Origin of the sequence: Hoeflea sp. IMCC20628, from assembly GCF_001011155.1 — a bacterium.
Classification (GTDB): Bacteria; Pseudomonadota; Alphaproteobacteria; order Rhizobiales; family Rhizobiaceae; genus Hoeflea.
The window spans coordinates 3,150,399-3,164,336 of record NZ_CP011479.1 but is presented as its reverse complement, the minus strand read 5'-3'; the positions used below and the strand labels follow the sequence as shown (position 1 = coordinate 3,164,336).

Below are 13,938 nucleotides of genomic sequence, written 5' to 3'. Positions count from 1 at the left end.
CCAGGTGAGGAACACGATGGCGCAACGGTTCCATGATGTCGAAAGCTTCCCGGACGAACTTAAGGGCGGCGTCGTGGCTATCGGCAATTTTGACGGCGTGCATCGTGGACATCAGGCGGTTCTGGCGCGCGCCACCGAAGCATCGCAAGCATTGGGCGTTTCGGCGGTCGTGCTCACCTTCGAGCCGCATCCGCGAACAGTCTTTCGTCCAGAGCAACCGGTCTTCCGCTTGACCCCAGCGCCAATGAAAGCCGCCATCCTCGGGCAGCTCGGCTTTGATGCCGTGGTGGAGCAGCCCTTCGACAAGGCCTTTTCCGCCCAAAGCGCGGAAGAGTTTGTCACCGCCATCCTGTGCAACCAGCTTGGCGTACGTCATGTCTTCACCGGCTATGATTTTCATTTCGGCAAGGGGCGTGAAGGCAATCCGGACTTTCTGATGAAGGCCGGAGACAGACATGGATTTGATGTCACCCTGATTGAGCAATTCCAGGATGAAAACGCCGAGGTGGTTTCGTCGAGCCGCATCCGCGCGGCGCTGGCGCTTGGCGATGTCGCTGAAGCTGCCGGATTGCTCGGCTATCGCTATGCAATCTCCTCCGAAGTGCTTCACGGCAAGAAACTGGGCCGCACACTGGGCTATCCGACCGCGAATATGTCGTTGCCGCCGGAAACGACCTTGCTGCCCGGAATCTACGCAGTCCGGTTCCGCAAGGCTGACGGAACAGTTTACGACGGCGTGGCAAGTTTTGGCCGTCGACCAACCGTTGACGATGACAACGCTGCATTGGTTCTTGAAACGGTGCTGTTCGATTTTTCCGGCGATCTCTACGGCGAGACATGCACGGTCTCGTTTGTCTCGAGGCTTCGTGGCGAGGAAAAGTTCGATGGACTGGATGAGTTGGTGGCGCAGATGAAGATCGACGAGGCCGAAGCGCGTGCTGTTCTGGGGCACCTGACGCCGCTGTCTCCGCTGGATCGGGCCATGACATTTGAGCCCGCAGGATGATCGGCGCCAAGCCGCGCCGCATTCTGATTACCGGCGGAAATACCGGCCTGGGGCTGGCGCTGGCAAAGAAATTGTCACGTCGCCACAGTCTGCTTCTGTCCGGGCGCAAATCTCAAGCCGACGTCGCGGACATGCTGCCGCAGGGCGCCGGATATGTCGTTGCCGACCAGAATGATCCGCAGCTTTCGGCTCAGGCACTGGTCAATGGTATTCGCGATCACGGCTGGGACGGTCTCGACAATGTGGTGCTTAATGCCGGTACCGGAATAGCGCCACTCAACGGCATCGACAGCACCGAGGCAATTCGCCAGACCCTCGATGTCAATCTTCTTTCGGCCATCCTGCAGGCGCGGGCTCTTTTTCCTTTGCTCAAGAAATCCAAGGGAACCCTGACATTGATCGGTTCTGTTGCCCGTTCCGGCTCGGCGACGATTCCAGTCTATGCCGCCTCCAAGGCAGGCTTGCACGGACTGGCCCGCGCACTGCGGTCGGAGTGGAAGGGGCAGGTGTCGGTTCAGGTTCTGCATCCTGGTGCGGCGAAAACTGACATGCATGACAAGGCCGGTTATGATCCCGGCCGCATGCGGTCGGTGTTTCTCGAAGCCGATGATGTGGCGGCGATGATGGCTTCGGCCATTGCCGCGCGCCGGTCTCCCGTCAATTTGTCCTGGGTGCGCTATCTCAATGGTGGCGCCTTTACGGGGAGGCGGCTGTGATCCGGGCTTCAAAGCGTGCGCTTGTTACCGGAGGCAGTTCCGGGCTGGGTGCAGCAACTGTCGGCTGGCTGTTGGCCAACGGCTATGATGCGGTCGTGCTGGATCGCGATACGCCGCAATTGACCAGTGGACCGGTTGATTTCGTTCAGTGTGATCTGACCAGCCGCGACCAGCTTGACCGGATCATGCCCAGACTTGTGGATTCCGGTCCCTATGATCTGGTTGTCCTCAATGCCGGAATCAACGCCACTGGCCGGTTCGAGACATTGTCCGCTCAGGCGCATATTGATCTGCTGCGCGTCAACACCGAAGCACCAATGGTGATCACGGCCAGTCTGTTCGCGGCCGACGCACTTGCACCCGGTGCGGCAATGGTCTTTGTCTCGTCGCTGTCGCATTTCACAGGCTATCCGGGTGCTGCCAGCTATGCCGCCTCCAAAGATGCGCTGGCGATCTATGCCAAGAGCATGCGCAAACTGGCCAAAACCAAAGGCGTGACGATTACTGTGGCATTTCCGGGTCCCCTGCGCACCGATCATGCCGAAACGCACGCGCCGCAAGGCGCAGATGCCAGCAAACGCATGGCTCCGGACCTGGCGGCAAGCCTCATCATGGCTGACGTGCTTGCGGGCAGGAAGACATCAATTCCCGGTTTGCCAAACCGGGCTATTGCATTCACGGGCAGGATTTTACCCAAGCCGGTGACGGCTTTGATGCGACGATTGATTTATGATCGGCTCAAGTCTTGAGGGCAGGAACCTGAACATGAAGCATTTGCGGCACGCAATGTTCTTTTCATGCAGCGCAAAAACCAGTATGAACCCGACCCATGACCACGGTTGTCCCGATCACAGGCTCGCCGCCGATACGAATTATGGTCCCGGTTTCCCGCTGAGCAGAGCTCGCAGGAGACCGGGCATTTTGGCGTGAACTCCGCGTCCGCTTCCGAATTCTTCGATACTATGTCCACCACGGGCCATTGGCCCAAAAGATTGCGACACCATGACCGACACCAACGACAAGCTCGATTACTCCAAGACGCTCAATCTGCCTGAAACCGAATTCCCGATGCGCGGCGGCCTTCCCAAGATGGAGCCCGAACTGGTTGCCCGTTGGCAGGAAATGCGGCTTTACGACAAGCTGCGTGAAACCTCCGCCGGACGTCCCAAATACGTGCTGCATGACGGCCCGCCCTACGCCAACGGCAACATCCATATCGGCCATGCGCTCAACAAGATCCTCAAGGACGTCATCACCCGCTCGTTCCAGATGCGCGGATTTGATTCCAATTATGTGCCGGGATGGGATTGCCACGGTCTGCCGATCGAATGGAAGATCGAGGAAGAGAACTACCGCTCCAAGGGCAAGGAAAAGCCGGACCTGAAAGATCCTGCTGCGATGCTGGAATTCCGCAAGGAATGCCGCAACTGGGCCCAGCATTGGGTTGATGTGCAGTCCGAGGAGTTCAAGCGTCTCGGCATCGAGGGCGATTTCGACAATCCCTACAAGACCATGGATTTCCACGCCGAAGCGCGGATCGCCGGTGAACTGCTGAAGATCGCCAAATCAGGCCAGCTTTATCGCGGTTCCAAGCCGATCATGTGGTCGGTGGTCGAACGCACGGCTTTGGCCGAGGCCGAGGTCGAGTATCAAGTGGTTGAGAGTGACACGATCTGGGTGAAGTTCCCGATTGCGTCTGGTGGTTCGAGCGAATTTGCCGACGCCGCCGTGGTTATCTGGACGACGACCCCCTGGACCATCCCCGGCAACCGTGCTGTCTCATTCTCCACCCGCATCGGCTACGGCCTTTATGAGGTCACTGCAGCGGAGAATGATTTCGGTCCGCAAGCGGGCGAGAGACTGATCTTTGCCGATGCACTGGCTGAAGAATGTTTCGCCAAGGCCAAGCTTCAGTACAAACGCTTCTCCGACGTCAACTCCAGCGATCTGGAAGGCATGGTCTGCGCTCACCCGCTCAAGGGCCTCGGCGGCGGCTACGAGTTTGGCGTTCCGCTGATCGCCGGTGATCACGTCACCGATGATGCTGGTACCGGCTTTGTCCACACCGCGCCCGGCCATGGTCGCGAAGACTTTGAAGCCTGGATGGATGCCGCGCGTGACATCGAGGCCCGCGGCATCTCGTCAGCTATCCCGTTCACCGTCGATGACGCCGGCTTCTACACCAAGGATGTACCGGGTCTGGGACCGGACCGCGAAGGCGGGCCGGCACGGGTGATCGATGACAAGGGCAAGAAGGGCGACGCCAATCAGGCCGTGATCACTGCGCTGATCGAGGCCGGCAATCTGTTTGCTCGAGGCCGTATCAAGCATGACTATCCGCATTCCTGGCGGTCAAAGAAGCCGATCATCTTCCGCAACACGCCGCAATGGTTTGTCTACATGGACAAGGATTTCGGCGACGGCACCACGCTTCGGTCGCGTGCGCTGAAAGGCATCGAGGACACCCGTTTCGTGCCGGCCGCCGGACAGAACCGCCTGCGCGGCATGATCGAGGACCGGCCCGACTGGGTGCTGTCGCGCCAGCGCGCCTGGGGCGTGCCGATCTGCGTCTTCGCCGATGTTGATGGCGTCGTGCTCGACGATGATGCGGTCAATGCCCGCATTCTCGAAGCTTTTGAAGCTGAAGGCTCGGACGCTTGGTTTGCACAGGGCGCCCGCGAGCGCTTCCTCGGCGACAAGGCCAGCGATCCGAAATGGCTCCAGGTCACTGACATTCTCGATGTCTGGTTTGATTCGGGTTGTACCCATGTGTTCACGCTGGAGGATCGCCCGGATCTCAAATGGCCGGCAGATGTCTATTTGGAAGGTTCCGATCAGCACCGCGGCTGGTTCCATTCCTCGCTGCTCGAAAGCTGCGCCACCCGCGGCCGCGCACCCTATGATGCGGTCATCACCCATGGCTTCACCATGGCCGAAGACGGCCGCAAGATGTCAAAATCGCTGAACAATCAGGTGTTCCCGCAGGACATCATGAACAAGTCCGGCGCTGACATTTTGCGCTTGTGGGTGATGAACACCGATTATTGGGAGGATCAGCGTCTCGGCAAGACGGTCATCCAGACCAATATCGATGCCTATCGCAAGCTGCGCAATTCCATCCGCTGGATGCTGGGCACCCTGTCCCACGACGCGGGTGACACGGTTGCGCCAGCTGATATGCCAGAACTGGAGCGGCTGATGCTGCATCGGCTTGCCGAGCTGGATGTGCTGGTGCGCACCGGTTACGACAATTTCGATTTCAAGCGCATCTCCCGCGCACTCACCGATTTTGCCAATATCGAGCTTTCCGCGTTCTACTTCGATATCCGCAAGGACGCGCTCTACTGCGATGCACCATCGAGCCAGCGCCGACACGCGTCGCTTCAGGTGATTCGCACCATCTTCGATTGCCTGGTGACATGGCTGGCGCCAATGCTGCCCTTCACCATGGAAGAGGCATGGCTTTCCAACAAGCCGGATGCCGAATCGGTTCATCTCGAACAGTTCCCCGAGGTGCCAGGTGAATGGCGCGACGACGCTCTGGCGGCCAAGTGGAAAAAAATCCGCACCGTACGGCGTGTCGTCACCGGTGCGCTTGAAATCGAGCGGCGTGAAAAGCGCATCGGCTCGTCGCTGGAGGCCGCGCCTGTGGTCCATATCACCGACTCGGCACTGGTGGAGGCGATCGGAGATTGCGATTTTGCCGAAATCTGCATCACCTCGGGTGTGAAGGTTGAGACGACTCCAGGGCCTGACTCCGCGTTCCGGATTGACGATGTCAGCGCCGTCGCTGTTGTGCCTGCGCTTGCAGAAGGGGTGAAATGTGCCCGTTCATGGCGCATTACCGACGATGTCGGCTCCGATCCGGCATTTCCGGATGTGTCGGCCCGGGATGCCGCTGCCCTGCAGGAACTCAAAAAGCTGGGCCGACTGTAAAAAAGCGCCAGGCTCCGGAGCCTGGCGCTGTATTGTTCTGGAGCAAAATTCGCGGGGTCAATTGCCCTTGCTGCGCCGATCCGATAAAACCTCCGCTGAATACGTCCGGTCTGCCTGAAAATGGCCGGATTGTGCGACGACAAGCAGTTTGAATTCCAAGTGACTGTCTGAGACGGGACCCCGCGTATGACAATGAAGACAGAGTATCGCGCCTGCGTGACCATCGGCGCCCTCATTGCAGCCAGCCTGACCGTGTCGGGCTGTCTTGGTCCAACCTATGGCACTGACAAGACGGCGACCGCGCAACTTATTGATGACATTGGCAACATTGCGTCGATCGGCAAGAGCAACAAGGGAGCGGGTATCGAGTACAAGCCGCGCCCTGCAATTGTGAAGCCGGGTGATACTGCAAGCCTTCCGGCGCCTCAGCAAAATCTTGCCGAAAACAACCCTGCATGGGTTGAATCACCTGAGGATACCCGCAAGCGGTTGATTGCAGAGGCTGACTCCGGTGGCGCGAATTACAGCTCTCCCTTGGCCAAGCGGGTTGCGTCTTCAGGAGGCAGTATGCCGAATTCTGGCGGTGCAGGTGATGGGCCACCGAGCCCGTCTGAAATTCTCAAGCTGCAGAAACAGCGTGAGAACTATCAGCAGGCAAGGAAGATCCAGCAAGGTGCTTATTCCGACCGCCGCCGCTTTTTGTCCGATCCGCCGCTGACCTATCGCCAGCCGGCTGCCTCTGCCCCGGCGGGCGAACTTGGCGAGCCCGAGCGCGTCAAGGAACGGCGGCGCATTTCCGAAGCCAAAAAAGCTGGCACTGGGAAAAGAACCTGGTGGCCTTGGTAAGCGCTTGATTTAGCGACGATCCTTGAAAAATCCCTTGAGCAGATGCGTGGCGTCACTGGATGCCATGCCGGGATAGATATCGGGGCTGTGGTGGCAGGTGGGTTGGTTGAAGAACCGCACGCCGCTTGTTACGGCGCCGCCCTTTTGGTCTTCAGCCCCGAAATACAACCGCCGCAATCTGGCAAACGAGATCGCCGCTGCGCACATGGTGCAGGGTTCAAGCGTGACATAGAGGTCGGCGTCGGTCAGCCGCTCGGTTCCGAGGCTTTCTGCAGCTTGTCTGATGGCTAGAATTTCAGCATGGGCGGTCACGTCGTTGAGCTCGCGGGTCCGGTTGCCTGCACGCGATACCACCACACCGTCGCGAACCACCACCGCGCCCACCGGCACTTCACCGCGCGAGGCCGCCGCCCGCGCCTCGTCAAGCGCCAGGTCCATAAAGCCCTTGCTGATCACGAAACGTCCTGCTGCAGTAAGACCATGCATGAAACCCCTTAACCCGGCTCGTTCAACCTGATAGACAGCGATCTAAGCGGCCATACCCCCATGACAACAGAACCGATCTGTCGAACGACGTATCGCCAAACCAAACATGTTACAGTGCCCTTGCAATCTGGAAAGATCGAAGAACGCGCTGTAGAGGCAGGCAGACAACAAATGACAGAACAAGACAAGCCCAAACCCGGCAAACCGCACTCCGATACGGCGACGCCAGACAAGGCATCGCCCCGTAAGGCCCCGCCGGAAACAACAGAGCCCGCCGCCGATAGCGGCCGTATCGCCAAGATCCTGGCCCGTGCCGGCGTGGCGTCGCGCCGCGATATCGAGCGGATGGTCGCCGAGGGACGAGTCAAGGTCAACGGCAAGGTCCTTGAAAGTCCGGCCATCGTTGTTTCCATGTCCGACCGGATAGAGGTTGATAACGAGGTAATTGACGGGATCGAGCGCACCCGGCTTTGGGTTTACAACAAGCCTGCGGGCCTGGTGACGACCAACAAGGATCCCGAGGGCCGCGAAACCGTTTTCGACAGATTGCCTAATCATCTGCCGCGCGTCCTGACCGTCGGCCGGCTCGACATCAATACAGAAGGGCTGTTGCTGCTGACCAATGATGGCGGCTTGGCCCGGACGCTGGAACTGCCTCAGACCGGCTGGCTGCGACGCTACCGCGTCCGCGCCTATGGCGATATTGATCAGGCCCGGCTTGATGAGCTGAAAGACGGCATTGCCGTCGAGGGCGTGCTTTATGGCGCCATCGAGGCGACGCTGGATCGCAAGCAGGGCCACAATGTCTGGATCACCATGGGCTTGCGCGAAGGCAAGAACCGCGAGATCAAGAATGTGCTCGGCGCCCTCGGTCTCGACGTCAATCGCCTGATCCGCATTTCCTTCGGACCCTTTCAGCTTGGCGATATTCGCGAAGGCGAAGTTTTCGAAATCAAGAGCCGGATCCTGCGCGAACAGCTCGGCGAGCGCATGATCGAGGAATCTGGCGCCAATTTCGAGGCGCCGCTGAGCGAGCATCTTCCGCCGCCGAAACCTGAAGCCAAGCCCAAGGCGCCCGCCAAACCGGCGCAGCGCGAATGGATCTCAGCTTCGGAAAAGACTGAGCGCGCACGGGCCCGTCTGGACACCAAGCCCGGACGGCCCGAGCGCGACGGAAAATCGTTTGGCAAGGATCGCGACCGTGCCCCGGACCGTGATCGCGGAGACCGCAAGCCTTTTGGCGCTCCGAAAGGAGAACGGCCAGGCGGCGGACGTAACGAGGAGCCTGGTGGCAAGCCTGCCAAGCGCAGCTTTGTCCAGCGCAGCCGCGCCACCAATGTCTGGATGGCGCCGGGCGCACGTCCGGTCGCGGACGAGAAAAAGGGCGACGGCGAACGCAGCTCCGGCAAGCCCGCCCGCGCCGATCAGCGTGCAGATACCCGCCGCGGCAGCTTTCCCAAGGGTCGATCCAAACCCCGTCCCGCAGCCGAAGGCGCTGAAGCCAGGCCAGAGCGGGACTTCAAGAAGCCCGGCGGCAAGCCCGGAATGAAGCCGTCCGGCAAACCAGGCGGCGGCAAATCGTTCGATGGTCCTTCGAAGGGCCCGGGCAAGAGTTTCAGCAAGGGTCCCGGCAAGGCGCCGGAAGGCAGACCTTCAGGCGATCGCGGTGGCAAGCCAGCTTCCGGCAAGGGACGTGGACCCGGTGCGGATCGTCGGCGGTGAGTTTCGCGGCAGAAACCTTGCCGCACCCAAAACCCAGTCAATCCGCCCCACCACGGACCGGAGCCGCGAAAGCCTGTTCAATATCCTGAGCCATGGCTATGCCGAGGCGCTCGATGGAACCCGCGTGCTTGACCTGTTCGCAGGCACCGGCGCGCTGGGGCTGGAAGCCTTGTCGCGCGGCTGCCGCTCTGCGCTGTTTGTGGAAAATGGCGTCGAAGGCCGCGGGATCATCCAGCAAAACATCGAGACCCTCGGGTTGCAGGGTCGCGCCCGATTGTATCGCCGCGATGCCACCAAACTCGGGCCCTGCGGCACAATGGGACAGTTTGATCTGGTTTTCGCCGATCCGCCCTATGGCCGGGGTCTGGGCGATGATGCGCTCACGTCGGCCGCCCGAGGCGGCTGGCTGGGCGACGGCGCGCTGATTGTTCTCGAAGAAGAGGCTGCTGCCTCTCCTGATCCCGGAGCGGCGTTCGAATTGTTGGAGAGCCGCGCATTTGGTGACACGATCATGCGCATTTTTCGCTATAATGCAGCCGGCCGGTCCGGTGCTGAAAATCTGAACCCGGCCATCGCCAACAATGGTCTCGACAATGAGTGACGCAATAACCGCCATTCCGGATCATCCGGTTCGATCTTCCGACCCGACTGTCGCAATCGCATTTGGCGGCGGCGGTGCGCGCGGGATTGCCCATATCCACATTATCGAAACCCTCAACGCCATGGGCATTCAACCCGTGGCGATTTCGGGATCGTCAATTGGCGCCATCATGGGCGCGTCGATGGCCTCAGGGTTATCCGGTGAGGAAATCCGCGCTCACACTCTGGCCACGATCGGAAAGCCTTCAAACGCGATTGGCCGGATATGGAAAGCGGCCCGCCCACGCGGCGTCAAGGACGCCATGGAAGGCGGGCTTCGGTTGGGTCAGTTCAATATTGAACGCATTCTCGAAGCTTTCCTGCCCGACACCGTGGCGCATCGGTTCGAAGATCTCAAGATTCCGACCAAAATCATGGTCACCGATTATTACGGGCATTGTGAAGTGGTATGCACGGAAGGTGATTTGCGCCCGGCACTTGCCGCCTCCGCCGCAATCCCGGCAGTCTTCCGCCCCGTGACGATTGGCGACAGGATCATGATCGACGGCGGCATCTTCAATCCGGTGCCATTCGATCAATTGAACGGGTTGGCCGACATTGTCATCGGCGTTGACGTGGTGGGGCTGCCTTCGGGAACGCCAGGTCAGGTGCCGTCCACCGTCGACATGATGTTCGGTGCAAGCCAGCTGATGATGCAATCCATCATCGAGATGAAGCGCCAGGCCCATCCACCACACATTCTTCTCAGACCCGAAGTACACCAATTTCGCGTTCTGGATTTCCTCAAGGCCAAGGAAATCCTCGCGGAATCACAAAATGTTGCCGAACAGCTCAAGCGTGACCTTGATGCTGCGTTCGCATTTTTCAAAGTCGGGTAGAGTGACAATCCTTAAATGGACGCCTTGCCGCTGGTGAATGCGGATTGTCCCGCCGGTGGCACTGCAACCGGGATCATGTCGGGACCGCCGCCATCCTTATCGCCAATATTCGCAACCACCCTGAAACTGACGATGACGGCGGCAATGCCGAACACCACCGCGCCCAGGCCATAGCCGGCCAGCGCGCCGGTGGCGCCGTACCAGCTTGATCCTAGCCAGACGAACGGTATCACGCCAAGCGTTGAGCGGCTCCAGTTGAACACGGTGGAATAAAGCGCGAAGCCGAGATTGTTGAACGCGGCATTGGCGACAAACAGCATGGCGTTGAAAATGAAGCTGCCGGCGACAAACAGGCAGAAAAACACGATGACCTCGCGGGCATCACCAACCGCGCCAAAAAGATCGGCAATCTGATTGCGAAACAACGCCAACAGTGCCCAGGCAGCCAGGGTGTAAATGATGATGAAGACGAGGCTGTCACGCATGGTCGAGGTCAGTCGGTCATAGCGCTTCGCACCGAAATTCTGCCCGAGGATCGGGCCCACAGCACCTGACAGCGCGAACAGGGCGCCGAATGCCACCGGGATCAGCCGCCCGACCACAGCCCAGCCGGCGACAGCCGCATCGCCGTGTTGTGCCATGGTCGTGGTCACGAAGGTGTTGCCCACAGGGGTGGCGATCTGCGTCATCAATGCGGGCAGCCCGATTGCGAGAAACGGGGTGATTTCCCGCGAAATCACTGCTCTTGACGGCATGGCAATGAGATTGTGCACCCGGATAAGCGCATACAGACCGATGCCGACCAGCGCGAAACGGGAAATCACCGTGGCAATGGCCGCGCCATGGATGCCAAGGTCAAACCAGAAGATGAAGATAGGATCAAGCATCGCAGTCAGCGCGCCGGCCCCGAGAGTGACATACATTGATCGTTTGGCGTCACCGACGGCCCGGAGCAAGGCGCCAAGGCACATGCCGGTGCCCAGGACCGGCAATGACGGCAGCACGATCTGCATGAATTCCGTTGCCAGCTCCGCTGTCTGGCCCTGAGCTCCCATCATCCGTACAAGCTTGCCCAAAAACGGGTAGGTTACAGCGACAGTGGCTATCATCAGGATCAGCATATAGGCGATCGACGCGCCGGCGATTTCCCGGGCCTCGGCCCGGGCGCCCCGACCGAGCGCGCGTGACGTCAATGCGGTTGCAGCAATGGAAAGGCCGATGGCAATTGACGTGCTGAAGAACAACAGCGTCCCGGCGTAGCCAATCGCGGCGGCAAGTTCCTGTTGCCCGAGCAGCGAAATGTAAAACAGGTTGAGCGCATCGACGATAAAGATCGCCACCAGCCCAACCGATCCGGTCGCGGTCATGGTCACCACGTGACGCATGGTTGAGCCGGTGACAAATTTCGCCGAATCGCCGCGTACCGCAGCAGTCATGGATGGCTTTGGTTTGGCGCCGTTCACGAGGCGAAGACTTGTCCCAGATCCGCAAACCCCTTGAATTCCAGAGCGTTTCCGGACGGATCGCGAATAAACAAGGTAGCCTGCTCGCCGGGTTGTCCTTCAAACCGCAAGGTCGGCTTCATGATCCAGTCTATCTTCTCTTCGGTCATCTCAAGCTTTTCGGCGAGCGCTTTCCAGTCTTCCATCCGAAGGACCGCGCCAAAATGCGGGATCGGCACTGAATGACCATCCACCGCGCCGGACTCAGCCGCTTTGCCCGCATCCGGGCGGACATGGCCCGACATCTGGTGGCCGAATAGATCGAAATCGATCCAGCTGTCGGTAAAACGACCCATCGGACAGCCAAGCAGCTCACCATAAAAATGGCGGGTCTCTTCAATGTCGCGGATCGGAAAGGCAAGGTGAAACGGTGTCATGATTTGTCTTTCTGGCTGTCGATGGTCAGGCGGGATCTGACAATGTGTGATCCGGTTTGAGTGGTTTGTCCAGACGTTCGGATTCGCGTTTCGGTCTGATCAGCGGTTCCGGTGTCACGGGGCGGGTATGCAATTTGTCCTGCCCGGCCAAAAGCCCCTCCACGGCCTGCATCGCCAGCCGTTCCTCGTCGAGACGGCGCACGTCAAGGCTGATCTCGAGCGCCTGATCTTCCGATGTGCCAAGTGATTCCAAGGTCTTTCGTCCAAACAACATGCCGGATTCAAAAGTTTCTCGCGCCTCATAGTCAACGCCTCGGGCCCGCAACGACAAGGTGTGTGTCCTGTCATAAGCGCGGGCAAATATGCGGGCGGTGGGAAACTCGGCCTGAATCAAATCGACAATCTTGTCGGTGATCTCCTGCTTGTGCGTGCAGACGGCCACAATCTTTGCCCGCTTGATGCCGGCAGCGACCAGAACATCCTTGCGGGTGCCATCGCCAAAATAAATCCTGAATCCGAATTTGGAAGCCGAGCGGATCCGCTCCGGGGACTGGTCGATGATGGTGACGTCCGACCCGCCAGCAAGCAGAATCTGAGACGCAATCTGACCAAAGCGAGAAAATCCGATCATCAGAACGTCGGAGCCTGCACCAGCAAAATCCTCGTCCATTTGCTCGTCAGTCTCAGTCTGCATCAGCCGCTTTGCCAGTAGCGCCGCCAGCGGCGTCAACGCCATCGATATGGTGACGATCGCCACCAGCAGCGAAGCGGTAGCCTGGGCGAATACGCCAGCAGCCGCAGCGGCACTGAAAATGACAAACCCGAATTCTCCGCCCTGCGGCAACAATCCCGCGATTTCGACGCTGGTATTGTGGCTTGAGCCAAAGATCCGGCATGCACCATAGATCACTAGCGCCTTGATGATCATCAGAACCGGCACGGCAATCAGTATGATGAGGATGTTGTCTGCGATCACCGCAAGATCCAGCGACAGCCCCACCGCCATGAAAAACAAACCGAGCAGGATGCCGCGAAAGGGCTCGATATCGGCTTCGAGTTCATGCCTGTAGGACGATTCTGCCAGCATCACACCAGCGATAAAGGCGCCGAGCGCCATCGACAGGCCTGCGACCTGCATCAGCGTTCCCGAGCCAAGCACAACAAACAGGGCTGCTGCAATCATGGCTTCCTTGGCGCCGGTTCCTGCAATCAGCTGGAACAAAGGATTAAGCAGATATCGCCCTGCGACAAGCAGAGCGGCGATGGCACCGACGGTGATGGCGATGTCGCTCAGGATTGATCCGCCATGATCAGCCGTCGTCGGCGTGACAAGTGGCACCAGCGCCAGAATCGGCACGATGGCCAGATCCTGAAACAACAGGATCGAGAACGATTGCTGGCCGTATCTGGTGTTGAGATCGCCGCGCTCTTCCAGGATCTGGATGCCAAAAGCAGTGGAGGACAGCGCCAGACCGAACCCGATCACGGTTGCCGCGGCCCAGGATTCCCCGCCGAATGCAAAGGTTGCCGCAAACAGCGCGAGAGCCGACACCATGACCTGCACCAGCCCGAGACCGAAAATATCACGGCGCAATTGCCACAGCCGCGACGGCTTGAGTTCCAGCCCGATGATGAACAGCAGCAACACCACGCCAAGCTCGGCAAAATGCAGGATTCCCTCGCCATCGGTGATGATACGCAGCAGCGGGCCAATCACGATTCCGGCAGAAAGGTAGCCGAGCACGGTGCCAAGCCCTATCTTCTTGAACAGGGGAGCAGCGATGGTGGCTCCGCACAGCAGGATAAGACCTTCAGTGTAAAGGTTGGCTTCGCCTGCGACCATTCCAGATGCTCCGTTTTCGAATCCGG

At 59.5% G+C, this 13,938-nt stretch carries 11 protein-coding genes and 1 pseudogene; 8 read left to right on the top strand and 4 right to left on the bottom strand.

Annotated elements, in window-relative coordinates; translation table 11 throughout:
* Positions 1 to 16: 16 nt before the first annotated feature.
* The 5 genes from IMCC20628_RS14965 to IMCC20628_RS14945 all read left to right on the top strand — a co-directional run bounded on the left by IMCC20628_RS14965 (position 17) and on the right by IMCC20628_RS14945 (position 6,504).
* A complete protein-coding gene (locus IMCC20628_RS14965; protein ID WP_047030886.1) occupies positions 17 to 1,006 on the top strand; it encodes a bifunctional riboflavin kinase/FAD synthetase in 990 nt (329 codons plus the stop codon).
* Positions 1,003 to 1,722 carry an SDR family oxidoreductase gene (locus tag IMCC20628_RS14960; RefSeq protein ID WP_047030885.1) on the top strand — a complete coding sequence of 240 codons (720 nt, stop codon included), beginning with the start codon at positions 1,003 to 1,005 and terminating at the stop codon, positions 1,720 to 1,722. Before IMCC20628_RS14965 ends, IMCC20628_RS14960 begins: the two co-directional genes overlap by 4 nt.
* Entirely contained in the window at positions 1,719 to 2,471 is a 753-nt protein-coding gene (locus IMCC20628_RS14955; protein ID WP_047030884.1) for an SDR family NAD(P)-dependent oxidoreductase, read from the top strand. The genes IMCC20628_RS14960 and IMCC20628_RS14955 overlap by 4 nt, the downstream gene beginning before the upstream one ends.
* A gap of 253 nt (positions 2,472 to 2,724) precedes the next feature.
* On the top strand, positions 2,725 to 5,658 hold the full coding sequence (ileS, locus tag IMCC20628_RS14950; RefSeq protein ID WP_047030883.1) for an isoleucine--tRNA ligase: 2,934 nt from the start codon (positions 2,725 to 2,727) through the stop codon (positions 5,656 to 5,658).
* 192 nt (positions 5,659 to 5,850) lie between these two features.
* Entirely contained in the window at positions 5,851 to 6,504 is a 654-nt protein-coding gene (locus IMCC20628_RS14945; protein ID WP_052766443.1) for a hypothetical protein, read from the top strand.
* A gap of 9 nt (positions 6,505 to 6,513) precedes the next feature.
* Here the strand turns inward: IMCC20628_RS14945 and IMCC20628_RS14940 are convergent, their stop codons facing one another.
* Positions 6,514 to 6,990 (bottom strand): nucleoside deaminase, encoded by a 477-nt coding sequence (locus tag IMCC20628_RS14940; RefSeq protein WP_047030881.1) that lies wholly within the window; start codon positions 6,988 to 6,990, stop codon positions 6,514 to 6,516.
* A 171-nt stretch (positions 6,991 to 7,161) separates the two neighbouring features.
* Here IMCC20628_RS14940 and IMCC20628_RS14935 point away from each other — a divergent pair, with 171 nt between their 5' ends.
* The 3 genes and pseudogenes from IMCC20628_RS14935 (at position 7,162) to IMCC20628_RS14925 (ending at position 10,190) form a co-directional block, all read left to right on the top strand.
* Positions 7,162 to 8,712, top strand: coding sequence for a pseudouridine synthase (locus tag IMCC20628_RS14935; protein WP_047030880.1), 1,551 nt, complete (start codon positions 7,162 to 7,164; stop codon positions 8,710 to 8,712).
* A pseudogene (gene rsmD / locus IMCC20628_RS14930) lies at positions 8,693 to 9,226 on the top strand (16S rRNA (guanine(966)-N(2))-methyltransferase RsmD); the annotation flags it as partial. The gene IMCC20628_RS14935 and the pseudogene rsmD, both read left to right, overlap by 20 nt.
* A gap of 79 nt (positions 9,227 to 9,305) precedes the next feature.
* The gene (locus IMCC20628_RS14925; protein ID WP_047032614.1) at positions 9,306 to 10,190 is read left to right on the top strand and encodes a patatin-like phospholipase family protein; all 885 of its coding nucleotides are present in this window, start codon (positions 9,306 to 9,308) and stop codon (positions 10,188 to 10,190) included.
* An 11-nt stretch (positions 10,191 to 10,201) separates the two neighbouring features.
* Here the strand turns inward: IMCC20628_RS14925 and IMCC20628_RS14920 are convergent, their stop codons facing one another.
* The 3 genes from IMCC20628_RS14920 to IMCC20628_RS14910 are packed head-to-tail and all read right to left on the bottom strand — an operon-like array spanning position 10,202 to position 13,912.
* On the bottom strand, positions 10,202 to 11,626 hold the full coding sequence (locus tag IMCC20628_RS14920) for an MATE family efflux transporter (RefSeq protein WP_047032613.1): 1,425 nt from the start codon (positions 11,624 to 11,626) through the stop codon (positions 10,202 to 10,204).
* Between the two features lie 23 nt (positions 11,627 to 11,649).
* A complete protein-coding gene (locus IMCC20628_RS14915) occupies positions 11,650 to 12,069 on the bottom strand; it encodes a VOC family protein (protein ID WP_047030879.1) in 420 nt (139 codons plus the stop codon).
* 25 nt (positions 12,070 to 12,094) lie between these two features.
* Complete coding sequence (locus tag IMCC20628_RS14910; protein WP_047030878.1) at positions 12,095 to 13,912, bottom strand: monovalent cation:proton antiporter-2 (CPA2) family protein; 1,818 nt, start codon at positions 13,910 to 13,912, stop codon at positions 12,095 to 12,097.
* Between the last annotated feature and the right edge of the window lie 26 nt (positions 13,913 to 13,938).

Bases quoted from the DNA above. Each gene is read 5' to 3' on its own strand.
- IMCC20628_RS14965 (WP_047030886.1), top strand. From the start codon at position 17: ATGGCGCAACGGTTCCATGATGTCGAAAGCTTCCCGGACGAACTTAAG.
- IMCC20628_RS14960 (WP_047030885.1), top strand. From the start codon at position 1,003: ATGATCGGCGCCAAGCCGCGCCGCATTCTGATTACCGGCGGAAATACC.
- ileS (WP_047030883.1), top strand. From the start codon at position 2,725: ATGACCGACACCAACGACAAGCTCGATTACTCCAAGACGCTCAATCTG.
- IMCC20628_RS14945 (WP_052766443.1), top strand. From the start codon at position 5,851: ATGAAGACAGAGTATCGCGCCTGCGTGACCATCGGCGCCCTCATTGCA.
- IMCC20628_RS14940 (WP_047030881.1), bottom strand. From the start codon at position 6,990: ATGCATGGTCTTACTGCAGCAGGACGTTTCGTGATCAGCAAGGGCTTT.
- IMCC20628_RS14935 (WP_047030880.1), top strand. From the start codon at position 7,162: ATGACAGAACAAGACAAGCCCAAACCCGGCAAACCGCACTCCGATACG.
- IMCC20628_RS14925 (WP_047032614.1), top strand. From the start codon at position 9,306: ATGAGTGACGCAATAACCGCCATTCCGGATCATCCGGTTCGATCTTCC.
- IMCC20628_RS14920 (WP_047032613.1), bottom strand. From the start codon at position 11,626: ATGACTGCTGCGGTACGCGGCGATTCGGCGAAATTTGTCACCGGCTCA.
- IMCC20628_RS14915 (WP_047030879.1), bottom strand. From the start codon at position 12,069: ATGACACCGTTTCACCTTGCCTTTCCGATCCGCGACATTGAAGAGACC.
- IMCC20628_RS14910 (WP_047030878.1), bottom strand. From the start codon at position 13,912: ATGGTCGCAGGCGAAGCCAACCTTTACACTGAAGGTCTTATCCTGCTG.